Genomic DNA, 23,252 nt, shown 5'->3' with positions numbered 1-23,252 from the left:
CGCGCTGACTGCTGACCAGTCCGAAAGCCCCGGGGCGAGTGCCCCGGGGCTCATCCATGGGGTTGCTCGCCCTTCCCACGCGAGGAGACCGCCATGCACGACCACCGCAGACTCGGCCGTGAACTGGAGCTGTTCGACACCGACCCGCTGATCGGCGCGGGACTTCCCTACTGGCTGCCGGACGGGGCGGAGCTGCGGCACACCCTGGAGGAGTACATCCGGGGCGCCGAGCGGCGGGCCGGCTACCGCCACGTGTACTCGCCGGTGCTCGGCAAACGGGAGCTGTACGAACGCTCGGGGCACTGGGCGCACTACAGCGACGACATGTTCCCGCCGATGGACCTGGGCGAAGGACAGCAGCTGGTGCTGCGGCCCAGCCTGTGCCCGCACCACGCGGTGATCTACCGCTCCCGGGCGCACAGCTACCGCGAACTGCCGCTGCGGATGGCGGAGCTGGGCGGGATGTACCGCGCGGAGCTGTCCGGGGTGCTCGGCGGGCTGACCCGGGTGCGCTCCATCCAGCTGAACGACGCGCACATCTTCTGCACCGTGGAGCAGGTCGCCGACGAGGCGCGCGGCGCGCTCGACATGATCCTCCGGGCGTACGAGGCGATGGGCGTCCGCGCGGCCCGCTTCCGGCTCTCGCTGCCGGGGCCGGGCGGGAAGTACGTCGCCGCCCCCGAGCTGTGGCGGCGCTCCACCGCGCTGCTGACCGAGGTGCTGGAGGCGTCGGGGCTGCCGTACGAGGCGGCGGAGGGCGAGGCCGCGTTCTACGGGCCGAAGATCGACGTACAGGTCGAGGACGCGGCGGGCCGCGAGTTCACCCTGTCCACCGTGCAGGCCGACTTCCACCAGCCGGAGCGCTTCGACCTCCACTACATCGGCGCCGACGGGGCGAAGCACCGCCCGGTCATGGTGCACCGCTCCATCATCGGCAGCGTCGAGCGGGCCGTCGCCCACCTCATCGAGCAGCACGGCGGCGCCTTCCCGGCCTGGCTCGCCCCGAAACAGCTGGCGGTCCTGCCGGTGTCCGACGCCGAGCTCCCGGACGCGGAGGCGCTGGCCGTGCGGTGCGCGGAGCTGGGGCTGCGCGCGGAGATCAGCGGCCGGGAGCGCGGCAGCCTGGGCGCCCGGATCCGGGAGGCCAGGCTGGTGCCGTACCAGGTGGTGATCGGCGCGGCGGAGGCGGCCGACGGGCTCGTCGCCCTCCGTCTGCGCGACGGCCGCCGGCTCGCCCCGTTGCCGGCCGGGGACGCGCTGTCCCGGATCGCCGCGCTGACCGCCGCGCACAGCACCGCGCTGTGGGGCGAGGAGGCGTGAGTGAGCGGCCTCGTCACCGCGCGACGGGCGCGGCCTGCGTCCCGGTCGCGCCGCTCTCGCGGCCGGGGCCCAGCGCCCCGGCCAGCAGCGCCGCCACGGCCACCAACGCCAGGACCACGGTCATCGTGAGCCGCAGGCCGATGTGGTCGGCGAGGAAGCCGAGGGCGGGCGGGCCGACCAGGAAGGCGCCGTAACCCGCCGTGGAGACGGCGGCCACCCGTGCGGCGGCGTCCGTCGGGTGGTCGCCCGCGGCGGACACCGTGACCGGGAAGCCGAGCGAGGCGCCGAGCCCCCACAGCACCGTCGCGGCGCCCGCCATCAGGGGGCTCGGGGCGACGATCACCACCGCCAGGCCCAGCGCCGCGGTCAGGCCGCTGACCCGGACGACCAGCGCCCGGCCGAACCGCTCCAGGAAGGGGCCGCCGGCCAGCCGGCCCAGGGTCATCGAGGCGGCGAAGACCAGGAAGGTCAGCGAGCCCGCCGTGGGGCTCACGTCGTACCCGTCGACCATCAGCAGCGGCAGCCAGTCGTTGGCCGCACCCTCCGCGAAGGCCATCGCCAGCACGATCACGCCGATCAGGACGAGCTGCCGGTCCCGCCACACGTGCAGCTGGCCCCGCAGGCCGCCCGGCCCCCCGCCCGCGGCCGGTGCGTCCTCCTTGCCGGTGCCGGGCGGGATGGCGAGGACCGCCCGCGTACCGGCCGCGGCTATCAGGACCGCGACGAGTGTCAGATGCCATCCGACGGGGAACGCGGCCGCCGTCAACGCCATGCCGAGGAGCGCTCCGACGACGGTGCCCAGGCTGAAGCAGCCGTGCAGCACCGGCAGGACGGGCCGGCCGATGGCGGTCTCGACGGCGGCGCCCTCAATGTTGAACGCCACCTCGCTCATCCCCATCCCGCCGCCGAACAGGGCCAGTCCCGCGAAGACCACGGCGGCGAGCGAGAGGGCGGTGCCGGCCGCGACGACCAGCAGCCCGGCGACGATCAGGGCGACCCCGCCGAGGATCGTCGTCCGTCCCCCTCGGCGCCGTACCAGGGGCCCGGACGCCATGACACCGGCCATCGAACCGGTGGACAGCCCGAACAGCACCAGGCCCATCGCGCCGGTGGACACGTCGAGCCCGTCCCGGACGGCCGGGGTGCGCGCGACCCAGGAGGCCATGCCGGTACCTGCGGCGAGCATGAAGAGGAACAGGGCGGCACGCCAGCGGCGTGTGGCGGCATCCATACAGCGGGGCCTCGTCAGACGGTCGGGAGAAGTGGTGGCCGGGAGAAGCGGCGGACGGGAGAAGTGGCGGCCGAAAAGCGGCGGACGCCACGAGCGTACGATCGTACGCCTGGAGTGTACGATCGTACCCATGACGGACTACTTCGCGGGCGATCCGCGTACGAACCACGAGCGGATGCTCGCCGGAGACCTGTACATCGCGGACGACCCGCAGATCGTCGAGGCCCAGAAGCGGGCCGTGCGGCTGGCCGCCCGCTACCTCGCGGCCTACGCCGAGGACCCGGACGCGGCGCAGCCCGTCGTCGCCGAACTCCTCGGCGGCCTCGGCGCGGGAGCACACATCCGGCCGCCGCTGTACGTCGACTACGGCTCGTACATCACGGTCGGCGAGGACACGTTCATCAACTACAACCTCACCGCGCTGGACGTCGCGCCGATCGCCATCGGCCGCGACTGCCAGATCGGGCCGAACGTCCAGTTGCTGACGCCCACGCACCCGGTGGAGCCGGAGCCCCGCCGGGACAAGCTGGAGGCGGCGCGGCCCATCACGATCGGCGACAATGTCTGGCTCGGCGGTGGGGCGATCGTGCTGGCCGGGGTGACCATCGGGGACAACAGCGTCATCGGAGCGGGGGCCGTGGTCACCAGGGACATCCCCGCCAACGTGGTCGCCGTGGGCAATCCGGCCCGGGTGATCCGTTCGATCTAGGGACGACGAGGAACAGAGTGTGGCGACCGGACAGAACGACCCCGAGCGGCGGGAGCGCATCATCACCGCCGCGCTCGACCTGATCGCGGCCGAGGGGGTCGCCGGGACCTCGCACCGCAAGGTCGCCGCGCGCGCCGGGGTCCCGCTCGGCTCGATGACGTACCACTTCGCCGGCATGGACGAGCTGCTGCGGGAGGCGTTCACCCGCTTCTCCAGCGGCATCGTCGCCGTCTTCGAGGAGCGTCTGGGCGCCGCCGCCACGCAGGACGAGGCGCGCGAGGCGGTCGCCGATCTGGTCCACCATCTGTCCGGCGGCAACCAGCGCGAACTGGTCCTCACGCACGAGCTGTACACCCTCGCCGCCCGCAAGCCCGCCTACCGCGAGCTGACCCGCGAGTGGATGCGCCGCAGCCGGGTCGCCCTGGAATGGCACTTCGACCCGGCGACGGCCCGTCAGCTCGACGCGCTGATCGAGGGCCTCTCCATCCATCGCGCGCTGGAGACCGAACCGCACGACCGCGCCCTGACCGTCGAGGCCATCGCCCGCATCACGCGCGCCTGACGCGCGTCCACAGACCCTGGCCGGCACCCCACCTGACCGAGGTGCCGGCCAGGTCGCCCCTCACGCACCGGCCGCCCGGGCCAGCACGCACACCTGGGGCCACCTCGCGCCCGGGGTGGTCAGCCGGGCGGTGACGGCGAATCCGGCCTCCTCCAGTTGTCCGACAACCCGGTCGGGTGACAGCAGGTGGATGGCGTACGCGAATCCGCCGGCACGCTTCTCCGAGGTGTAAGGCTCCCCGTCGCCGGCGTGGAACCCCAGCAGCAGCCGGCCGCCGGGCGCCAGGACGCGGCGGAACTCCGCGAAGAGGCCCGGGAGCCGGTCCGGCGGCGTGTGCAGGATGGACCACCAGGCGACGATCCCGCCGAGGCCGCCGTCCGGCAGCCCGAGCGCGTCCATGGCCCCGGTCTCGAAGCGCAGGTCCGGGTGGCGGCGCCGGGCGGCGTCCACCATGCGCGGCGACACGTCCACACCGTGGACGCTCAGCCCCAGGCCGGCCAGATGGGCCGTCACATGACCCGGCCCGCAGCCGAGATCCGCGACGGGGAGCCCGCCGTCCGCGCGGACCTCCTCCGCGAACGCGCCGATCAGCGCGCGTCCCGGCACGTCCTCGGCGAAGAGGCCGGGAACGCGGGCGGCATAGTCCTCGGCGACGGTGTCGTAGTAGGCGCGGGTCGCGTCGAGTTCGGTCATCCGTACGACCCTAAGGGGTGGTGACGCCGGTGAGGTCCGGGCACCCCGCGCTCCCGGGCGGTCACCGTCAGCTCCTGAACGCAAGCGCACTCCGAACTGACCACAGATCGGGTCAATTGCCGTGCCCCAGACCTTATTTGTTGCGTGCAGCGCGGTTCGGTCCAGGCTCCCGACGCACACCTCTTGACGTGTCCCGGGTAACAGCGGAACCATCGACACCCACCGGAGAGCGCTCTCTGAGCCATTCGCCGGGCCGTTCGTCGCGTCACCCGCACCAAGACCCAGGAGACGTACGTCCATGCACCTTCCCCCCACGGAAGCCCTCACCACACCCCCCACACCCACCTCCACCGCACCATCCCGCCGCAGGCGCCGGGGCAGGGCCTTCGGGTTCGCCGCGTTCGCCGTGTCGCTGCTCATGGCCGTCCCCACGGCGCAGACCGCCTTCGGGCAGGACGCGCAGGCCGTCGAGGGCGGCGGCGATCTCGGGCCCAACGTCATGGTGTTCGACCCGTCCACGCCGGACATCCAGGCCAAGGTCGACGAGGTGTTCAAGAAGCAGGAGTCGGCGCAGTTCGGTGACGGCCGCTACGCGCTGCTCTTCAAGCCGGGCACGTACGACAACATCAACGCGCAGATCGGCTTCTACACGTCGATCGCCGGTCTCGGGCTGAACCCCGACGACACGACGTTCAACGGTGATGTCACCGTGGACGCGGGCTGGTTCAACGGCAACGCCACGCAGAACTTCTGGCGTTCGGCGGAGAACCTGGCGCTTAACCCGGTCAGCGGCACCGACCGCTGGGCGGTCTCGCAGGCCGCGCCGTTCCGCCGGATGCACGTCAAGGGCGGCCTCAACCTCGCCCCGAACGGCTACGGCTGGGCGAGCGGCGGCTACATCGCCGACAGCAAGATCGACGGCCAGGTCGGCCCGTACTCGCAGCAGCAGTGGTACACCCGCGACAGCTCCATCGGCAGCTGGGGCAACGGCGTCTGGAACATGACGTTCTCCGGTGTCGAGGGCGCCCCGGCGCAGAGCTTCCCCGAACCGCCGTACACCACACTCGAGAACACCCCGGTCTCCCGCGAGAAGCCGTTCCTCTACCTGGACGGCAACGACTACAAGGTCTTCGTCCCCGCCAAGCGCACCAACGCGCGCGGTGTCTCGTGGGCCAACGGAGCCCCGCAGGGCGAGTCCATCCCGCTCGACCAGTTCTACGTGGTGAAGCCGGGTGCCAGCGCGGAGACGATCAACGCGGCGGTGGACCAAGGCCTGCACCTGCTGTTCACGCCCGGGATCTACCACGTCGACCAGACGATCGACATCGACCGCGCCAACACCGTCGTGCTGGGCCTCGGCCTCGCCACGATCGTCCCCGACAACGGGGTCACCGCCCTCAAGGTCGGTGACGTGGACGGCGTGAAGCTGGCCGGTCTGCTCGTGGACGCCGGCACCACCAACAGCGACACCCTGGTCGAGGTCGGCCCCGAGGGCGCCTCCGCGAGCCACGCGGACAATCCGACCAGCGTCCAGGACGTGTTCGTCCGGGTCGGCGGCGCGGGCGCCGGCAAGGCGACCACGGGCATGGTGATCAACAGCAACGACACGATCATCGACCACACCTGGCTCTGGCGCGCCGACCACGGCGAGGGCATCGGCTGGGAGACCAACCGCTCCGACTACGGCCTCCAGGTCAACGGCGACAACGTCCTGGCCACCGGGCTCTTCGTCGAGCACTTCAACAAGTACGACGTCCGCTGGTCCGGCGAGAACGGCAAGACGATCTTCTTCCAGAACGAGAAGGCGTACGACGCGCCGAATCAGGACGCCGTCCAGAACGGTGACGTCAAGGGCTACGCCGCCTACAAGGTGGACGACTCGGTCACCACCCACGAGGGCTGGGGACTGGGCAGCTACTGCTACTTCAACGTCGACCCCGGCATCCGCCAGGACCACGGCTTCGAGGCCCCGGTCAAGGCAGGCGTGAAGTTCCACGACCTGCTCGTCGTCTCACTCGGCGGCCAGGGCCAGTACAACCACGTCATCAACGACACGGGCGCCCCGACCTCGGGGACGGAGACCGTCCCGTCGCAGGTGGTGTCGTTCCCGTAAGCCGCTGACCGGTATGGGACTCCGCTCGTCGGAGTCCTCCGCGAAGACGCCCGCTCCGTCACTGCCGACGGGGCGGGCGTCGCCGTGTCAGGGCCGGCCGCCCGCCATCAGGGATGCGAGTCCGGCGAGCCCTTCCAGGACGAACGCGCCCAGGCCGCGCACCCCGGTGGTGTCGATCCAGCGCTCGAAGGCGACCTTGAAGACGGCGATCCCCGCCTCGGCCGCCAGACTCGCCGCCGGTTCGCTGACGCCGCGCGCCTTCAGGGCCTCCCCCATCGCCGCGGCGAGCGACGCGAGCTTGACCAGCTCGCGCTCCTGGAGCTCCGCGTTGGCCGCGATGATCCGCTGCCGTCGCATGGCCTGCCCGTGGCGCTCGTCGAACACGGCCGCGGCCGCCTGGAGCGCCGCCGCCACCGCGTCCATCGGGGGTGCGGACGGGGGTGCCGCGGCGAGGCCGCTCACCAGGCGTTCCTGGAGCAGGGCGGAGCCCGCGAACAGCACCTCGCGCTTGTCCGCGTAGTGCCGGAAGAACGTGCGTTCCGTGAGCCCGGCCCGCTTGGCGATCTCGGTCACGGTCGTCTGCTCGTAGCCCCGCTCGGCGTAGAGCTCCATGGCGGCCTGCTCCAGCCTGCCGCGTGCGTTCGGCTCCCATCGACCCATACGGCGAGTCTATGGGATGACAGTCACTGACATCAGAGCTAGGCTGATGACAGTCGCTGACATCGAGGGTCGGCCGGGTCTCCGGCTGCCCGGATCATCAGCCTGTTCCAGGAGGTTTCTCATGCGTGTATTCATCACCGGCGCGTCCGGCTGGATCGGTTCCGCGGTCGTCCCCGAGCTCATCGGGGCGGGCCACCAGGTCGTCGGCCTCGCCCGGTCGGACGCCTCGGCCGAGGCGCTGACCGCCGCCGGGGCCGAAGTGCGGCGCGGATCGCTGGACGACCTGGACGTGCTGCGCGAGGCGGCCTCGGAAGCGGACGGGGTCGTCCACCTCGCGTTCAAGCACGACATCGCGTTCTCCGGGGACTTCCAGGGGGCCACCGACGCGGACCGGAAGGCCATCGACGCCTTCGGCGACGCGCTCGCCGGCTCCGGCAAGCCCTTCGTCATCGCGTCCGGGCTCCTCGGGCTGGCCCCGGGCCGGGTCGGGACCGAGGAGGACGGGCAGAGCGCCGCCCCGGACGCGCCCGCCGGGGGCCCGGGCGGCCGCCAGGACAACGCGCGGGCGACGATCGCCCTCGCCTCCCGCGACGTCCGCTCGTCCGTCGTCCGGCTGCCCCCGACGGTGCACGGCGACGGCGACCAGGGCTTCGTCGCCGGCCTCGTGGCCACCGCCCGCGCCAAGGGCGTCTCCGGCTACGTCGGCGACGGCTCCCAGCGCTGGCCGGCCGCCCACCGCGCGGACGCCGCCCACCTGTTCCGGCTGGCCCTGGAACAGGCGCCCGCCGGCTCCACGCTGCACGCCGCGGCCGAGGAGGGCGTCGCGCTGCGGTCCGTCGCCGAGACCATCGGCCGCCACCTCGGCGTCCCCACGGCCTCCGTCGCCCCCGAGGACGCGGCCGGCCACTTCGGCTGGCTGGCCGGCATGGTGGGCCTCGACTCGCCCGCCTCCAGCGCGCTGACCCGCGACCGCTTCGGCTGGAAGCCGGCCGGTCCCGGGCTCATCGAGGACCTGGACCAGGGGCACTACTTCGGCGCGCCGGGGGCGTGACGCGAAGCCCCGCCGCCCTCACTGGTCGCGGCGGTGCACCGCGCACACCGCCACGGCCCCCGCGACCAGCGCCCACAGGACGTAGACCGTCCAGGCGCCCGCCTCCGACCACGGGTAGAGCTCGGGCGGGGGCTGCGGAAGGGCCCCGCCCGCCAGGCGGTCCCAGGCGCTGAACGGCAGGGTGTGCCGGAGCACCGCCGTCAGGTGGCGGCGGTCGCTGAGGACCATGGGCAGCAGGAGCAGCACCACCACGCACGCCACGATCGACGCCCCCGTGTGCCGGATCACCGTGCCGAGCGCGAGACCCGTGAGCGCGGCGACCGGGGCGAGCAGCGCGGAAGCGGCGAGGACCTGGAGCGTTCCGGGGTCGCCGAGGGAGACCGAGGCGCCGCGTCCGGACAGGATCGCCCGGGTCGAGGCGAAGGAGGCGGCGGCGACGAGCACGCCGAAGGCCGTGGTGACGGCGGCGAGTACGAGGACCTTGGCGGCCATCACCGAGCGCCGGGCGGGTACGGCGGTGAACGTCGTGCGGATGAGCCCGGTCCCGTACTCGCCGGTGACCGACACGGCGCCGATCGCGGCCAGCGCCAGGACCAGCACCAGGGCGGAGTTGTCGGTGAAGGCGTCGACCAGCGCCAGGCGGTGGCTGACGAAGAACTCCTGACTGCCCCTGTCGTACTGGTACCAGTACGTGTAGTGGTCGTAGGCCGTACCGGTGTTGAACGCGACGACGGCCAGTGCGCTGAGCGCGTACAGCCAGGGTGTCGAACGCAGCGACCACGTCTTCAGCCACTCGGCGGCGATCAGGTCGGTGAAGCGCGCGCGGGCCTCGACGCGCGTGACGGGGGTTGCGGTCGCCGTGGTCATCGGGGGTCTCCTGCCGGGTACTGGACGCTGTCCGCGGTGAGTTCCATGAACGCCTCCTCCAGCGAGGCGCCGAAAGCCGTCAGTTCGTGGAGCAGGACCCGGTGGCGCAGGGCGAGTTCGCCGATGCGCTCGGCGGGGAGCCCGGTCACCGTGAGCCGGTCGCCGTCCCCGGCCACCGAGGCGCCTTCGGCGGTCAGCAGCGGCGTCAGGTCCGCCGCGTCCGGGGTGCGTACGGTGACGCTGCGCCGGGCGGAGCGGGCGGCGAAGGCGCTCAGGCTCTCGGCCGCGATGAGCGATCCGCGCCCGATGACGACGAGCCGGTCGGCGGTGTGCTCCATCTCGGTCATCAGGTGGCTGGAGACGAAGACGGTACGGCCTTCGGCGGCGAGGCGGCGGAAGAGTCCGCGCACCCACAGCACGCCTTCCGGGTCGAGGCCGTTGAGGGGTTCGTCGAAGAGCAGGACGGGCGGGTCGCCGAGCAGGGCCGTGGCGATGCCGAGGCGCTGGCGCATCCCGAGCGAGAAGCCGGCGACGCGACGGCGGGCCGCTGCCGCGAGACCCACCTCTTCGAGGACCCCGTCGACCCGGGCGCGGGGGATGCCGTTGCTCCGGGCCAGCACGGCGAGATGGGCGCGGGCGGAACGGCCGCCGTGGACGTCGCCCGCGTCGAGCAGGGCGCCGACGTGGCGCAGTCCGCGCGGGTGGTCGCGGAAGGGGCGGCCCCGGACGGTGGCCGTTCCGGAGGTCGGCCCGACCAGGCCCAGGAGCATGCGCAGGGTGGTGGTCTTGCCCGCCCCGTTGGGCCCGAGGAAGCCGGTCACCTCGCCCGGCCGGACGGTGAAGGTCAGGTCGTCCACGGCGGTGGCGCCGCCGTATCGCTTGGTCAGTCCGTTGGCTTCGATCACGGGTCCCACCCTGCGGGCCGCGACCGGGCGGTGTCGTCGGGCCGTCGCTGACATCCGGGCGGGCCGGACTGCACCCGTGGGTGTACAACCATGGGCCGATGCGCGGGGGTTCGGCGCTGGTTACGCTCGGCGCATGTCCAGCTCACCTGTCCTGCCCCTGCTCAAGCGCGTCCCACCCGGCGCGTGGGTGGCGGCCGCCTGGTTCGCGGGCATGGTGCTCACCCTCCTCATGCGGGTCCGGCTGCCCGGCGAGCATCGGGCCTCGGTCCTGCCCGGGGTCCTCTTCTACCGCTGGGACGGCCTGCTGACCCACCTGCTGTCCACGGCGCTACTCATGGCCGGCTGCCGGTGGCTCACCCGGCGCCCGCTGGGCGCCATGGCGGTGCTGCTCGCCGCCTCCGCGCTCGCCACCATGCCGATCGGAGTGGCGGAGATACCCCTGGCGCAGTTCCTGGCCGTCGACGTCGCCCTGTACTTCACGGCCGCCGCCCGCCCGCTGCGCACGGGCGTCCTCGCCCTCGTCATGTCGGTGACCGCCCTGGTCGCGTTCGTCGGCGGCCGGGTGCTCGCCAGGTGGCCCGCCGGTACGTCGGCGGAGCTGGCCGTCGCCCTCACGGCGGTCGTCGCCTGGCTGGTGGGCCGCTCGGTGCACGAGAGCCGCAAGCACGACGCGGACCTGACAGCCCGGGCCACGGACCGGGCCCTCGTCGCCGAACGGCTGCGCATCGCCCGCGAGATGCACGACGTGGTGGCCCACAGCGTCGGCATCATCGCCCTCCAGGCGGGCGCGGCGGCCAGGGTCGTGCACACCCAGCCGGACGCCGCGCGCGAGGCGATGAGCGCGGTGGAGGCGGCGGGCCGGGAGACGCTCTCGGGGCTGCGCCGGATGCTGGGCGCGCTCCGGGAGACCGGGCCCGGCCAGGACCCGGCGGGGCGCGAGGACGCGCCGCTGCGCCCCGCCGAGGGCCTGGCCGACGTCGACCGGCTCGCCCGGGCCACGACCGCCGCCGGGGTACGGGTCGAGGTGGAATGGCGGGGGGAACGCCGCGCGCTGCCGGCGGAGTTGGAGCTGTCGGCGTTCCGGATCGTCCAGGAATCGGTGACCAACGTGGTGCGCCATGCGGAGACCGACGCCTGCCGGGTCCGCGTCGAGTACGGCGAAGAGGAGCTGACCGTGGAGATCACGGACCGGGGCCGGGGCGTGGGCCGCGGCACGGGGCGCGGCGCGGCCCCCGGATTCGGCCTGGCCGGGATGCGGGAGCGGGTGGCGCTGCTGCACGGCGAGTTCGCCGCCGCGCCGGCCCCGGGCGGAGGCTTCCGGGTCACCGCCCGTCTGCCGGTGCCCGCGCCGGAGCGTGCCCGGGATGCGGTGTCCGCGCCGCCGGGGCAGGAGCCGGTGCCGGGAGCGGCGGCATGAGCGGCGGCGGACGCCCCGGCGCGCCCGGGGACAGCGTCCAGGACGTGGGCGGTGCGGTGGCCGCCCCTCCCCCGGTCCGCGTCGTGCTCGCGGACGACCAGCCGCTGGTGCGGGCGGCGTTGCGCATGGTCATGGCGGACACCCCGGACATCGAGGTGGTCGGCGAGGCGGGGACGGGCGAGGAGGCGGTCCGGCTGACCGCCCGGCTGGCTCCGGACGTCGTCGTGATGGACATCCGGATGCCCGGCATGGACGGCATCGAGGCCACCGAGCGGATCGCCGCGCAGGGCGGCGCGGCGCATGTGGTGGTCCTGACGACCTTTGACGACGACGATTACGTGTACGGGGCGCTGCGTGCCGGGGCGGCCGGGTTCCTGGTCAAGGACATGGCGCTGGACGACATCCTGGCGGCGGTCCGGGTGGTGGCGTCCGGCGACGGACTGATCGCCCCGGGCGTCACCCGGCGGCTGATCAAGGAGTTCGCGGCCCGTCCCTCGCCCTCCGCTCCGGCCCCGGCACCGCTGGCCGCGATCACCGACCGGGAGCGGGAGGTGCTGGTGCTGGTCGGCGGCGGGCTCTCGAACGCGGAGATCGCCGAGCGCCTGGTCATCAGCGTCGCCACGGCGAAGACGTATCTCACCCGCCTGCTCGCCAAGCTGGGCGCGCGGGACAGGGTGCAGCTGGTCATCATCGCGTACGAGGCGGGACTGGTGTCCCCGGGGCGGTGACGGAGGCTGCGGCCGGACCGCGACGGGCCCTACAGCCAGCCCTTCTCGCGCGCCATGCGGACCGCCTCGGCGCGGTTGCGGGCGGCCAGCTTCTGGATCGCCATGGAGAGGTAGTTGCGGACGGTGCCCTGGGAGAGGTGGAGGGCGGCGGCGATCTCCGCGTTGGTCGAGCCGTCGGCGGCGGTGCGCAGGACCTCGCTCTCGCGGTCGGTCAGCGGGTTGGCGCCGTCGGCGAGGGCGGCGGCGGCGAGGCCGGGGTCGATGACCCGTTCACCGGCGAGCACCTTGCGTACCGCTTCGGCGAGCTGGGACGCGGGGGCGTCCTTGACCAGGAAGGCGTCGGCGCCCGACTCCATGGCGCGGCGCAGATAGCCGGGCCGGCCGAACGTCGTGACGACCACGACCTTCACGTCCGGCAGGGCCTCGCGGAGCCGGGCCGTCGCCTCGATGCCGGTCATGCCGGGCATCTCGATGTCCAGGAGGGCCACGTCGACGGAGTGTTCGCGGGCCGCCGCCAGGACCTCGTCGCCCCGGGCGACCTGGGCGACCACCTCGATGTCCGGTTCCAGGCCGAGGAGCGCCGCCAGGGCCTCGCGCACCATGGACTGGTCCTCCGCGAGGAGAAGTCTGATCATGCTCATTCCGCGGATCCTAGGCCGGATTCGAACGGAACGCTCAGGACCATGGTGAAGCCTTTGCCCGAACGGGGCTGGGTGGCCCGGGTGGTGAGGGTGCCGCCGACCGAGGCGAGGCGTTCGGTGAGCCCGGTGAGGCCGTTGCCGGGCGTGGTTCCGGTGCCGCCCCGGCCGTCGTCGGCGACGGTCAGTTCGAGCACCCGCCCGTCCAGCGTCTGACGGGGAGCCAGGGTCACCGTGCAGCGGTGCGCGCCGCTGTGGCGCACGACGTTGGTGACCGCCTCCCGCAGTCCCCACGCGAGCACCTCCTCCGCCTTGTCGGGCAGCCCGTCCGGGGTGTCGGCCGGGACGTCGGCGTCGACCCCGGCGGCGGCCAGCGCCGTGCGCGCCCCGGCCAGTTCGCCGGGGAGGGTGGGCCGGCGGTATCCGGTGACGGCACTGCGTACGTCCACCAGGGCCTGGCGGCTGACCTGTTCGATGTCCGCGACCTGGGCGGCCGCCAGTTCGGGCCGGTCGGGGAGCATCCGGCCGGCCAGCTCGCTCTTGAGGGTGATCAGCGAGAGGGAGTGGCCCAGCAGGTCGTGCAGATCGCGGGCGAGGCGCAGGCGCTCCTCGTTGGCGGCGAGCTGGGCGACGGTGGCCCGGGCCTGGCGCAGCTCGACCGTGGTGCGGACCAACTGCCGTACGCCCGTCATCGCGAAGCCGCCCAGCAGGGCGGGGAAGACCAGGGCGGTGACGATCTCGCGCGGGTGCTCCAGGGTCGCGCCGACGCCCACCATGACGGCGGTGACGGCCGGAATCAGCCAGCGGGCGGTGCGCAGCGGAAGGGTAGCGCCGACCGAGACCGACACGTACACGAACAGGACGAGCCAGGGGGTGCCGAACGTCGACGCCATCAGGAGCGCGATCGCGCCGAGGAAGGCGAGCGATCCACGGACCCGGAAGGGGTCGAGCGCCTTGGACGTGTGCCGGAAGACCAGGACCAGGTAGGCGCCGACGAAGACCAGCAGCCCGAGGGCGCCGAGCGCGGTCGCCCACGGGGTGTGGTTGCCGTCGGCGAGGTCCTTGACCGGCGCGCTCATGAAGGCGAGCCAGATGCCGATCCACAGCAGCTTGATCCCGGCCTGCCGGGCGGTCGCGGGCGGCCGCCCGAGACCCACCGACATCTTGTCGTCACTCACGCCTTCAAGGTGTCCTTCCGGTAGAGCCAGGCCGCGCCGCCCGCGAAGAGCAGGAAGTAGGCACAGAGGACGGCGACGTCCTTGGCGTGCGGCGCGCCGCCCATCTCGACGGCCTGGCCGAGTGCAGCGTACGCGTGTGTGGGAAGCCACTCGGAGATGTTCTGGAGCCACTGCGGGAAGGTCGCGCTGGGCATCCAGAGGCCGCCGAGGATGGAGAGCCCGAAGTAGATGATCATCGTGACCGGGCGGACCGCGTCCCCGCTGGTGAGGTAGCCGATGGCGACGCCGAGCGCGGCGAACACCAGGGAGCCGGCCCAGATGACTCCGGTCAGCGCGAACCACTGCCAGAGGTCGAAGCGGACGTGTTTGACCGAGGCGGCCACGAGGAAGACGACGACGATGCACGGCAGGGTGACCATGGCCGCGCTGGCGATCTTCGCGAGGACGTAGCCCCGGCCGGGCAGCGCGGTCAGCCGCAGCTGGCGGACCCAGCCCTTCTCGCGCTCCTTGGCGATGCGCTCGCTGTTGCCCATGAGGACGGCGGTCAGCGCGCCGAAGGACGCCATGGAGACCATGAAGAAGGACTGGAGGGTCAGATCGGTGTGCGGGATCGTGGCGGTGTCGTTCTGGGTGCCGGAGATCAGCAGGTAGATCACCGACGGGTAGATGACCGAGAAGAACATGAACTTCTTGTTCCGCAGGGTGCGGGTGACTTCGAGCCGGATCAGCGTCCCGGAGAAGAGATTCATCATGCGGTCCTGGCCTCCTCGGCCTCGGTGATGGCGACGAATGCCTGTTCCAGGCCGAGCCCGGCGACTTCCAGCTCGCGCGGGTACAGACCGAGACCGTAGAGGGCGTGCACGGTCGCGTCGGCGTTGTGCGACTGGATGCGCACCCGCCGGCCGTTGACGTCGAGCGAGGCGAGGAACGGCAGGGCGCGCAGGGCGGCCCGGTCGATCGCGCCCTCCAGCTCGAAGGAGATCCGGCGGGCCCCGGCCTTCGCCTTGATCTCGGCGGCGGTCCCGTCGGCGAGGAGGCGGCCCTTGTGCAGGACGAGGACGCGGTCGGCGATCGCGTCGGCCTCTTCGAGGTAGTGGGTGGCGAACAGGACGGTACGGCCCTGCTCGGCCTGCTCGCGCATGGTCGCCCAGAACGCCTGGCGGGCGGTGACGTCCATGCCGGTCGTCGGCTCGTCGAGGACGATGAGGTCGTTGGCACCCGCGGTGGCCAGCGCGAACCGTACGCGCTGCTCCTGGCCGCCGGAGAGCTTGTTGACCATCCGGCCGGCGATCGACGCGATGCCCGCCCGGGCCAGCACCTCGTCGGCCGGGTGGGGGCGCGGGTGCAGGTCGCAGGCCAGCCGGACCAGTTCCTCGACGGTGACGTCCTCCATCAGGCCGCCGCTCTGCAGCATGGCGCCGACCCGGCCGGCCTTGATGGCCGCCTGCGGGGTGGTGCCGAAGAGGCTGACCGTGCCGGAGTCGGCGGTGCGCAGGCCGAGGAGCAGGTCGAGGGTGGAGGACTTGCCGGCTCCGTTGGGGCCGAGGAGGGCCACGGTCTCGCCGGGATGCAGGTCCAGGGTGAGCCCGTCGACGGCGCGCACGTCCCCGTAGACCTTGCTGACCTGGTCGAAGCTGACCACCGCGGTCCTCGTCGCGGTCGCTCCGGTGGCTGTCGTTGTCATGCGTCCAGCCTGGCCGACCGGGGGGTGCGCGCGGCAGGGCCGGCAGTCGTGGATCCGGGATGACAGATGTCATGCGCCGGGGGTGACGGGTGCACGGGGCCGGGTGCGGGGACGACGGCCCCGGGCCGGGGACCGGTTCCGCCCGTTCACGCCGCCGCCCCCGGCCGGGGTCCGGTCGGGGGCGGGTGGCACGGGGTGACGGCGGGTCAGCCGTTGCCGTCGAGGTCGATCGTGACCGTGCGCTCGGCCGGGGTCTTCCCCAGCAGCGCGCCCTTCATGGCATAGGCCACGTCGTCCGCGCTGAGCTGGTGCTTCTTGCCGTCACCCTTGGTGATCATGATGCCGTCGAAGACACCGGCGCAGAGCCGGTCGATGGCCTCCTTGTCGTAGACGTCGACCAGCTTCCCGTCGACCGCCTTCATCGACAGGATCTGCGGCAGCGACTTGGCCGGGCCGAACGGGATCTCCTTGCCGCCCGCCCTGATGCGGACGAGCCCGGACATCGCGGGCTCCGCGAACTCCTTCATCGCCCGGTCCAGTTCGGCCTGGGTGATGGAGGGTTCCTTGGTGACGACGGGCAGTTCGACGGTCCTGGCGCTGCCGGTCTCGACCTGGGCGCGGTAGGCGTCCCGGACGGAGCCCATCGCCTTGTTCACGTCGATCGCCTTGCCGGCCTTGCCCGGTACGGCGACGGCCTTGCCCGGCTCGAACTTGATGGTGCCGTCCTTCACGGTGCCCGAGGCGCCGGCCAGGTCCTGGAGGGCGACGCCCAGCTTCTCCTCGTCCACCGGGAAGACCGGATCGACGGTCCGCGCGCCGCCGAAGAGCGAGCCGATCACGGAGACCGGGTTGTAGTCGCTGCCGGCCGCGGCGCGCACCGTGGCCTGGCTGTCCAGGGAGAGGCCGGCCTTGTCCGGGGCGAGCGCCGTCTCCTTGCCGTCCACGGTCAGCTTGAGCGGGGTCGCGGCGCGCTTGGCGAGCGCGGCGTCCAGCTTCTCGACGCCGTCCTCCTTCGTGCCGCCGCCGATGTCGACGCCGAGGACCGTGGTGCCCTTGGGTACGTCGGAGTGGTTCATCAGGAGTCCGGCGCCGTACGCGACACCGAGCAGGCAGACGGCCGCCACGCCGAGCAGGACCAGCTTCGAGCGGCCCTTCTTGACGGGCGCCGGCTTCGGCGCGGGGCGGGCCGCCGGGGCCGGCTGCGGCGCCGCGGCACCGGGGCCGCCCGGGCCAGCGGGTCCGGTGCCCATCGGGTCGCCCGGGCCGTTGCGGTCACCGGGCCCGACGGGGATGCCGCTGTTCAGCGTGTCACCCGAGACGTTGCCGTCGGGGCCGGCCGGAAACGGGCCGAACTGCGGGGTGAGGATGGCGGTGTCGTCGGACATGCGCGGCGGCACACCGCCCTGCCCGGGGCCGCCCGGGTTCAGCGGGCCGGGGCCGGGCTGGAAGGGCCCATGGCCGTCGAGGTTCGGGGTGAGCGGCGAGGTGCCGGCGGCCGGGCCCGTGGTGGGGCCGGCCGGGCCGGGGGTGCGGACGCCCAGGTCGGGGGTGGAGCGCGGGCCGCCCCGGTCCTCCGGGAAGTCGCGCTGCGGGCCGTCCGAGAAGTACGGCAGGTCGGTACGGGGGCCGGAGGGCGGGGAGACACGGCCGGGGCCGGGACCGGCAGGACCGCCCGGAGCGCCGTGACCGGCCGGTGCGCCGGGGCCACCAGCACCGCCAGGCCCACCCGTGACACCGGCCCCACCGAACCCGCCGGATCCAGCCGGGGCACCCACCGCACCCTGGTCACCGGCACCGCCCGGCGCCGGGAAACCCGCGCCGTCCGTGTCGCCGCCGGGCCGTCCGTCCGTCGGGGGCTTGGCGGCCGCCGGGGGCTTGCGGGGGGCGAACCAGTCGCTGCCGCTCTTCTCCTTGGCCGGCTTCTCGGCGGACTCCGCCGGGTCCGCGTCCTCGCCGCTCTCCGCGCTCGGCGCCTGGGGCGTCCGCGGTGCGCCGCCCGGCGCGGACGCGCCCGGACGCGGGGTCGAGCCGGTGCGCTCGCCCTCGGCATCGGCGTCGCCCATGGGCGTACGCATGACAACGGGCGGGATGGGGCGCGAGCCCGGGATGTTGATCCGGATGCGCGTCGTCAGCGTCGTCTCGGTCTTCGGCTCGTCGGGCCGGTCCGCGCCGCCGGGTTCCCGGGACCCTTCCGGGGCGTCCTGCGACGGGTGCGTCGACGGATACTGGCGGGATCCGTACGGCGGCGTACCCGAGGGGTACGCGGCTCCTCCGCGACCCTGGGGCCCGGAGGACGAACTGTCAGTTTCACGACTCAAAGCAGGTTCTCCCGATTGGCTCCGCCGCCCGTACTTCCCCCGTGCCGCAGCCCGGGCGCGCGAACCACCATACTGGCCGCCGCCGGTACACACCCCGCGACCGGGGGAAACGACTGCGCACCCCCCGGACGGGCAGGGGGCATTACGGGATCGGACGGAGCACATTACTTGGCAGGTCGGCCGCTTTCGGCCCGCTGCCCGGACGATCGCGGCATGGTGGCACAGATCACAGCGATGGCCATTCCGCCCAGCATGAAGAGCCCGAGACCGAGCGCGTCACCGAAGACATAGTCCCCTTCGGGCCGCCCGCTGAGCAGAAAGACGACCGAAACCAGCCATCCCGCCGCCGGTGCCACCGCTCCGGGCTGGGTGCCCGTCAGCGTGCGCCCGCCGTAGAAGAGGCCGGCCGCCGCCGCCAGGGCGAGCAGCAGCCCGCCGGGGAACCAGGCGGGCTGGACGAGCGCTCCGGCGATGCCCACGACGGCGCCGAGGACCGCGAGCCCGAACAGGGCGGCGATCCGGACGGGGTTGAGGGGTGCGGCCATGCCGCCGGCCGGAACGTCCTTCTTCTGCGCTTCCATCCGGCTGCCGCCGGCCCGCGCCCTGCTGCTGCCGCTCACCGGTCCGTCCCCGGCACGCCCGCGAAGAGGTCCTGTTCGCGTTCGCCCGCCGGTGCGCCCGGGACGCCGGCGACCAACTCGTAGTACTCCGTGGTGAACAGGGGCTGCCCGAGGTCGTTCGACAGGGCGAAGTACGGCTCCCGGACGGCGATCTGGGTGGCGTGCGCCCGCATCGCGGCGGCCTTCGCGTCCTCGTGGCCGGCGCCGTCGATCACGGTGGTGATCCGGTCGTCGTCCACCACACCCGGTACGTCGCCGATCTCGGCGATCCCCGGGAACGCGTCCGGGGCCTCGGCACGCAGCGCGGCGAACGCCTCCTCGGCGGCCGAGCGCGGCACCCGGTTCCAGTAGACCTTCGCGACGGCGTGCGGGGCGCCGGAGCCGGGGCGGTACGCGGCGTCGGCGGCCAGCTCCGCGGCGCGGGTGGCGACCCGGTGGGCCTGGATGTGGTCGGGGTGCCCGTAGCCCCCGTCGGGGTCGTACGTCACGAGGACCTGGGGCCGCACCTCGCGGATCACGTCGACGAGGTGCCCGGCGGCCTCGTCGAGGTCGGCCGACCAGAAGGCGCCGGGGCGGCGGTTCTGCTCGGTGCCCATCATCCCGGAGTCCCGGTAGCGGCCCCGGCCGCCGAGGAAGCGGTGGTCGGTGACGCCCAGCTCCTTCATGGCCGCCGCCAGTTCGCCGGTGCGGTACGCGCCCAGTGCGTCGTCGCGGTCGGCGGCGAGGTGGGCGAGCGCGGGCGGGATGATCTCGCCCTCCTCGCCGAGCGTGCAGGTCACCAGCGTGACCAGGGCGCCCTCGGCCGCGTACCTGGCCATGGTGGCGCCGTTGTTGATCGACTCGTCGTCCGGGTGCGCGTGCACCAGGAGCAGCCGCCGGGCGGGAAGGTCCGTCATGGGACCAGCCTACGAGTTCCCGCGACGGCCGCCCTCCGACGGCCGCCCTCCGACGGGTGACCGCGTCAGAACTTGATGCCGCCGATCATGCCCGCCACGTTCGTCGTCACCTCGGAGATGGTGGGTGCGATGGACGAACTGGCGAGATAGAAACCGAGCAGCGCGCAGACGACCGCATGTCCTCCTTTCAGTCCGGACTTCCGGATCAGCAGGAAGACGATGATCGCCAGCAGCACCACCGCCGAAATCGAGAGCGCCACGGCGGTTCACCTCCATCTGTACGGTCGGGACGGGCAGCACGCGTGGAGCCAGCAGGTTCATACCCACCGAGCGCTACGGATCATAACTATCCGTGGCAACGCATTGTTCGGGGCACAGCAGCACGAGGGGCGCACGGACGGGCGCGGCCGATAGGTTCGGCGCATGACTTCGTCAGAGATCACGTTTCCGCTCCAGTTGGCCCGGACCATGAGATTCACCCTTGGGGCACCGCGCGCGTTCACGGTGTCACCCGACGGTGGACGCGTGGTCTACCTGTGCTCCGGTTCGGGTACGGACCGCTCGGGGCAGCTCTGGGTGCTGGACCTCGACGAGGGCACCGGGCCGCGAGAACGCCTGGTGGCCGATCCGGCGGCCCTGCTGGGCGGTTCGCAGGAGCGTCTGTCGGCGCAGGAGCGCGCCCGGCGGGAGCGCAGCCGCGAGGGCTCGTCGGGGATCGTGGGCTACGCGCTGGACGGGTCCGCCGAACTGGCCGCGTTCGCGCTCTCCGGGAAGGTGTACGTCGTCGCTCTGGGCGCGGGCGGGGCGCGCGCGCTGCCCGTTCCCGGCCCGGTGATCGACCCGCGCCCCTCCCCGGACGGGCGACACGTCGCCTATGTGTCCAAGGGTGCCCTGCGGGTCGTCGGGGTGGACGGCGAGGCGGACCGGGCGCTCGCGGAGCCGGAGGACGGCCATGTCACCTACGGGCTCGCGGAGTTCATCGCGGCCGAGGAGATGAGCCGCAACCGGGGCTTCTGGTGGTCGCCGGAGTCCGACCGGCTGCTGGTGGCCCGGGTGGACGACAGCCCCGTGCGGCGGTGGTGGATCGCCGACTCCGCGCATCCCGAGCGCAAGCCGGCCGAGGTCGCGTACCCCGCGGCGGGCACGCCCAACGCGGTGGTGGGGCTCCACGTCGTGGACCTGGAGGGCAAGCGCACCGAAGTGGTGTGGGACCGGGACCGGTTCCCGTATCTGGCGCGGGTGCACTGGTCCTCGTACGGGGCTCCGCTCCTCCTCGTCCAGGCCCGGGACCAGCGGAGCCAGCTGTACCTGGCGGTGGACCCGGAGACCGGGGCGACCCGGACCGTGCACGTGGACGAGGACCCGGTCTGGCTGGAGCTGTTCCCCGGGGTGCCCGCGTGGGCGCCGGACGGGCGGCTCGTGCGGATCACGGACGAGGGCGGGGCGCGGCGGCTCGCGGTCGGCGACCGGACGCTGACCGGGGCCCAGTTGCACGTCCAGTCGGTGCTGGACATCGGGGACTCCGACGTCCTGGTGTCGGCGTCGGCGGGCGCTGAGGCGGCGGAGCCGGAGACCGGCGAGAGCCATGTGTACCGGGTCAACGAGCTGGGCGTCGAGCGGGTCTCCGAGGGCGTCGGTGTGCACACGGCGGTCCGGTCGGGCCGGGTGACGGTGCTGGTCTCGGCGACGCCGGAGCAGCCGGGGGCGACGGCGCGGGTGCTGCGGGACGGCAAGGAGATCGCCGTCGTGGAGAACCGTGCGGAGCGCCCGGTGCTGACCGCGCGGCCGGTGTTCACCGAAGGGGGCGCACGGCGCATTCCGTGCGCCGTGTTGCTCCCCACCGGGTACTCGGAGTCGGACGGTCCGCTTCCGGTCCTCATGGACCCGTACGGCGGACCGCACGGCCGGCGGGTCGTGGCCGCCCACAACCCGCATCTCACCTCGCAGTGGTTCGCGGACCAGGGTTTCGCGGTCGTCGTCGCGGACGGGCGGGGGACGCCCGGTCGTTCACCGGCCTGGGAGAAGGCGGTCAAGAACGATCTGGCGCTCAGTCTCGACGACCAGGTGGAGGCCCTGCACGCGCTCGCGGAGCACTTCCCGCTGGACCTGGACCGGGTGGCGGTCCGGGGCTGGTCGTTCGGCGGCTTCCTGGCCGGGCTGGCCGCGCTGCGACGGCCCGACGTCTTCCACGCGGCGGTCGTCGGCGCCCCGGTGACCGACCAGCGGCTCTACGACACCCACTACACCGAGCGCTACCTGGGCGACCCGGCGGAGGCTCCGGAGGTGTACGCGCACAACTCGCTGATCACCGACGCGGGCCTGTCGGAGGCGGCCGAGCAGGTGCGGCCCATGCTGATCATCCACGGTCTCGCGGACGACAACGTGGTCGTCGCGCACAGCCTGCGGCTGTCGTCGGCGCTGCTCGCCGCGGGCCGGCCGCACGAGGTGCTGCCGCTGAGCGGGGTGACCCACATGACCCCGCAGGAGAAGGTGGCCGAGAACCTGCTGCTGCTCCAGGTGGACTTCCTGAAGCGGTCGCTGGGGCTTTAGCAGGCCGTGTCCGGCGGCTACCAGCCGGGCGGCGGCTGTGAGGGCGGTGGGGGCGGGCCGAATCCGCCGCTGCCGCCCTGCGGGTAGCCGTAGCCGGGCCGCTGTCCGGGGTAGGGGGGCTGCGTGGCCGGAGTCGGGCCCCAGCCCGGGCCGCTGCCGGTCCACGGGTCCCGGCCCGGGGCGCGGACCTGGCCCGGAAGGGCGAGGGCGATGAGCGCGGTCACGGCGGCGAGTGCCTGGAAGAACGAGCTGAGCAGGCTGAGCTGGAGCTCGGTCGACAGGTCGCCGAAGTGCTCCAGCATGTCGTAGTGCACGATCCGGACCACCCCGGACACCCCGCCCGGCAGCAGCACCGCCGCTGCCACCAGGCCGAACGGGCGGGCGTGCGGGGCCCGGGCCACGGCGCTGATCCCGGCGGCCACGCACAGCAGCGCCAGCATCACGGTGCCCCAGCCCGGCGGCGGACCGGTCAGGTACTGCCCGATCCGGTCGCCGCCCACGTACCAGTCGGGGAACAGCTCCGGGTCCCGGACGATCTGGCGGATCTCCCAGGCGATCAGCACGACCCCGCCGGCGCCCAGCGCCAGGAACGCCAGCACGCCCGCGCCGGGGCCCGGCCCGGTCGGCGTCCGCTCGTAGGAGTCGGCGGGCGGGCGACGGCCCGCCCCTGCGGTGATGATCATCGCGGCGGCCGCGGCGACGGCAACGAAGGCGCAGATCAGGGCCCGTGAGCGCAGGTCGTCGGAGTACGCGGTCTCCATCCGGCGGGTGCCGATGGTCCAGAGTCCGGGGAGCCGCACGGTGAGGGTGACCACACCGGCGACGACGAGCGCGGAGGCGGCGGAGGCGGTGCGCAGCGCGGCCACGGTGACGGCGACGTACACCACGAACAGGACGAGGTCCGTGCCCGAGGTCGTGGGGACGGCCTGCATCCCGTTGTCGTACAACCCGGCCCAGTAGCGCCACAGTTGTCCGAAACCGATCGCATCGACGTCCCGTATCAGCCAGCTCGCGACGATCACCGCGAGCACGGCGGACAGGACGGCTCCGGTGACTCTTGCTCCGCGGGTGAGTATCACACCGGCGATACTTCCGTGCGTCCGCCCTCCGGA

The 23,252-nt window shown here is 73.3% G+C and carries 21 protein-coding genes and 1 pseudogene; 8 read left to right on the top strand and 14 right to left on the bottom strand.

Annotated elements, in window-relative coordinates:
- Positions 1–87 precede the first annotated feature (87 nt).
- Positions 88–1,320 (top strand): annotated as a pseudogene (gene thrS / locus ACLQ2N_RS00320) (threonine--tRNA ligase); the annotation flags it as partial.
- A gap of 13 nt (positions 1,321–1,333) precedes the next feature.
- Here the strand turns inward: thrS and ACLQ2N_RS00315 are convergent.
- The gene (locus ACLQ2N_RS00315) at positions 1,334–2,551 is read right to left on the bottom strand and encodes an MFS transporter (RefSeq protein ID WP_425808280.1); all 1,218 of its coding nucleotides are present in this window, start codon (positions 2,549–2,551) and stop codon (positions 1,334–1,336) included.
- 130 nt (positions 2,552–2,681) lie between these two features.
- On the opposite strand from ACLQ2N_RS00315, the gene ACLQ2N_RS00310 reads away from it, so the two are divergent.
- On the top strand, positions 2,682–3,260 hold the full coding sequence (locus tag ACLQ2N_RS00310; RefSeq protein ID WP_425808279.1) for a sugar O-acetyltransferase: 579 nt from the start codon (positions 2,682–2,684) through the stop codon (positions 3,258–3,260).
- A gap of 19 nt (positions 3,261–3,279) precedes the next feature.
- Positions 3,280–3,822: a TetR/AcrR family transcriptional regulator gene (locus tag ACLQ2N_RS00305; RefSeq protein ID WP_425808278.1), complete on the top strand. Its 543-nt coding sequence runs from the start codon at positions 3,280–3,282 to the stop codon at positions 3,820–3,822.
- Between the two features lie 60 nt (positions 3,823–3,882).
- Here the strand turns inward: ACLQ2N_RS00305 and ACLQ2N_RS00300 are convergent, their stop codons facing one another.
- Positions 3,883–4,515: a class I SAM-dependent DNA methyltransferase gene (locus ACLQ2N_RS00300; protein ID WP_425808277.1), complete on the bottom strand. Its 633-nt coding sequence runs from the start codon at positions 4,513–4,515 to the stop codon at positions 3,883–3,885.
- Positions 4,516–4,813: 298 nt separating this feature from the next.
- Here ACLQ2N_RS00300 and ACLQ2N_RS00295 point away from each other — a divergent pair, with 298 nt between their 5' ends.
- Positions 4,814–6,628 (top strand): coagulation factor 5/8 type domain-containing protein, encoded by a 1,815-nt coding sequence (locus ACLQ2N_RS00295; RefSeq protein WP_425808276.1) that lies wholly within the window; start codon positions 4,814–4,816, stop codon positions 6,626–6,628.
- Between the two features lie 87 nt (positions 6,629–6,715).
- Here ACLQ2N_RS00295 and ACLQ2N_RS00290 read toward each other — a convergent pair whose 3' ends face one another.
- Complete coding sequence (locus ACLQ2N_RS00290; RefSeq protein ID WP_425808950.1) at positions 6,716–7,240, bottom strand: TetR/AcrR family transcriptional regulator; 525 nt, start codon at positions 7,238–7,240, stop codon at positions 6,716–6,718.
- Positions 7,241–7,409: 169 nt separating this feature from the next.
- On the opposite strand from ACLQ2N_RS00290, the gene ACLQ2N_RS00285 reads away from it, so the two are divergent.
- Positions 7,410–8,339: an SDR family oxidoreductase gene (locus ACLQ2N_RS00285; protein WP_425808275.1), complete on the top strand. Its 930-nt coding sequence runs from the start codon at positions 7,410–7,412 to the stop codon at positions 8,337–8,339.
- Positions 8,340–8,357: 18 nt separating this feature from the next.
- On the opposite strand, the gene ACLQ2N_RS00280 is transcribed toward ACLQ2N_RS00285, so the two are convergent.
- Both ACLQ2N_RS00280 and ACLQ2N_RS00275 read right to left on the bottom strand, forming a co-directional pair.
- On the bottom strand, positions 8,358–9,206 hold the full coding sequence (locus ACLQ2N_RS00280; RefSeq protein WP_425808274.1) for an ABC transporter permease: 849 nt from the start codon (positions 9,204–9,206) through the stop codon (positions 8,358–8,360).
- Positions 9,203–10,111 (bottom strand): ABC transporter ATP-binding protein, encoded by a 909-nt coding sequence (locus tag ACLQ2N_RS00275; protein ID WP_425808273.1) that lies wholly within the window; start codon positions 10,109–10,111, stop codon positions 9,203–9,205. The genes ACLQ2N_RS00280 and ACLQ2N_RS00275 overlap by 4 nt, the downstream gene beginning before the upstream one ends.
- Before the next feature lie 133 nt (positions 10,112–10,244).
- Between ACLQ2N_RS00275 and ACLQ2N_RS00270 the strand changes: the two genes are divergently transcribed.
- Positions 10,245–11,528 carry a sensor histidine kinase gene (locus ACLQ2N_RS00270; protein WP_425808272.1) on the top strand — a complete coding sequence of 428 codons (1,284 nt, stop codon included), beginning with the start codon at positions 10,245–10,247 and terminating at the stop codon, positions 11,526–11,528.
- 125 nt (positions 11,529–11,653) lie between these two features.
- Positions 11,654–12,256: a response regulator gene (locus tag ACLQ2N_RS00265; RefSeq protein WP_425808948.1), complete on the top strand. Its 603-nt coding sequence runs from the start codon at positions 11,654–11,656 to the stop codon at positions 12,254–12,256.
- Between the two features lie 29 nt (positions 12,257–12,285).
- On the opposite strand, the gene ACLQ2N_RS00260 is transcribed toward ACLQ2N_RS00265, so the two are convergent.
- The 8 genes from ACLQ2N_RS00260 to ACLQ2N_RS00225 form a co-directional block, all read right to left on the bottom strand.
- Positions 12,286–12,897 carry a response regulator transcription factor gene (locus tag ACLQ2N_RS00260; protein WP_361033469.1) on the bottom strand — a complete coding sequence of 204 codons (612 nt, stop codon included), beginning with the start codon at positions 12,895–12,897 and terminating at the stop codon, positions 12,286–12,288.
- On the bottom strand, positions 12,894–14,072 hold the full coding sequence (locus ACLQ2N_RS00255) for a sensor histidine kinase (protein ID WP_425808271.1): 1,179 nt from the start codon (positions 14,070–14,072) through the stop codon (positions 12,894–12,896). The genes ACLQ2N_RS00260 and ACLQ2N_RS00255 overlap by 4 nt, the downstream gene beginning before the upstream one ends.
- On the bottom strand, positions 14,069–14,824 hold the full coding sequence (locus ACLQ2N_RS00250; RefSeq protein WP_425808270.1) for an ABC transporter permease: 756 nt from the start codon (positions 14,822–14,824) through the stop codon (positions 14,069–14,071). The genes ACLQ2N_RS00255 and ACLQ2N_RS00250 overlap by 4 nt, the downstream gene beginning before the upstream one ends.
- Positions 14,821–15,756, bottom strand: coding sequence for an ABC transporter ATP-binding protein (locus ACLQ2N_RS00245; RefSeq protein WP_425808269.1), 936 nt, complete (start codon positions 15,754–15,756; stop codon positions 14,821–14,823). Before ACLQ2N_RS00245 ends, ACLQ2N_RS00250 begins: the two co-directional genes overlap by 4 nt.
- A gap of 206 nt (positions 15,757–15,962) precedes the next feature.
- Complete coding sequence (locus tag ACLQ2N_RS00240) at positions 15,963–18,074, bottom strand: peptidoglycan binding domain-containing protein (RefSeq protein ID WP_425808268.1); 2,112 nt, start codon at positions 18,072–18,074, stop codon at positions 15,963–15,965.
- Positions 18,075–18,238: 164 nt separating this feature from the next.
- Complete coding sequence (locus ACLQ2N_RS00235; RefSeq protein ID WP_425808267.1) at positions 18,239–18,694, bottom strand: DUF6113 family protein; 456 nt, start codon at positions 18,692–18,694, stop codon at positions 18,239–18,241.
- A complete protein-coding gene (gene mshB, locus ACLQ2N_RS00230) occupies positions 18,691–19,590 on the bottom strand; it encodes an N-acetyl-1-D-myo-inositol-2-amino-2-deoxy-alpha-D-glucopyranoside deacetylase (protein WP_425808266.1) in 900 nt (299 codons plus the stop codon). Before mshB ends, ACLQ2N_RS00235 begins: the two co-directional genes overlap by 4 nt.
- A gap of 65 nt (positions 19,591–19,655) precedes the next feature.
- Positions 19,656–19,850, bottom strand: a complete 195-nt coding sequence (locus ACLQ2N_RS00225) for a hypothetical protein (protein ID WP_365677963.1) — start codon at positions 19,848–19,850, stop codon at positions 19,656–19,658.
- A 208-nt stretch (positions 19,851–20,058) separates the two neighbouring features.
- On the opposite strand from ACLQ2N_RS00225, the gene ACLQ2N_RS00220 reads away from it, so the two are divergent.
- Entirely contained in the window at positions 20,059–22,140 is a 2,082-nt protein-coding gene (locus ACLQ2N_RS00220) for a prolyl oligopeptidase family serine peptidase (protein WP_425808946.1), read from the top strand.
- Between the two features lie 17 nt (positions 22,141–22,157).
- Here ACLQ2N_RS00220 and ACLQ2N_RS00215 read toward each other — a convergent pair whose 3' ends face one another.
- Complete coding sequence (locus ACLQ2N_RS00215) at positions 22,158–23,219, bottom strand: hypothetical protein (protein WP_425808265.1); 1,062 nt, start codon at positions 23,217–23,219, stop codon at positions 22,158–22,160.
- Between the last annotated feature and the right edge of the window lie 33 nt (positions 23,220–23,252).

Source organism: Streptomyces sp. DT224, from assembly GCF_049844595.1.
GTDB lineage: Bacteria > Actinomycetota > Actinomycetes > Streptomycetales > Streptomycetaceae > Streptomyces.
The sequence above is the reverse complement of the archived record's forward strand: the minus strand, read 5'-3'. Positions and strand labels throughout refer to the sequence as shown.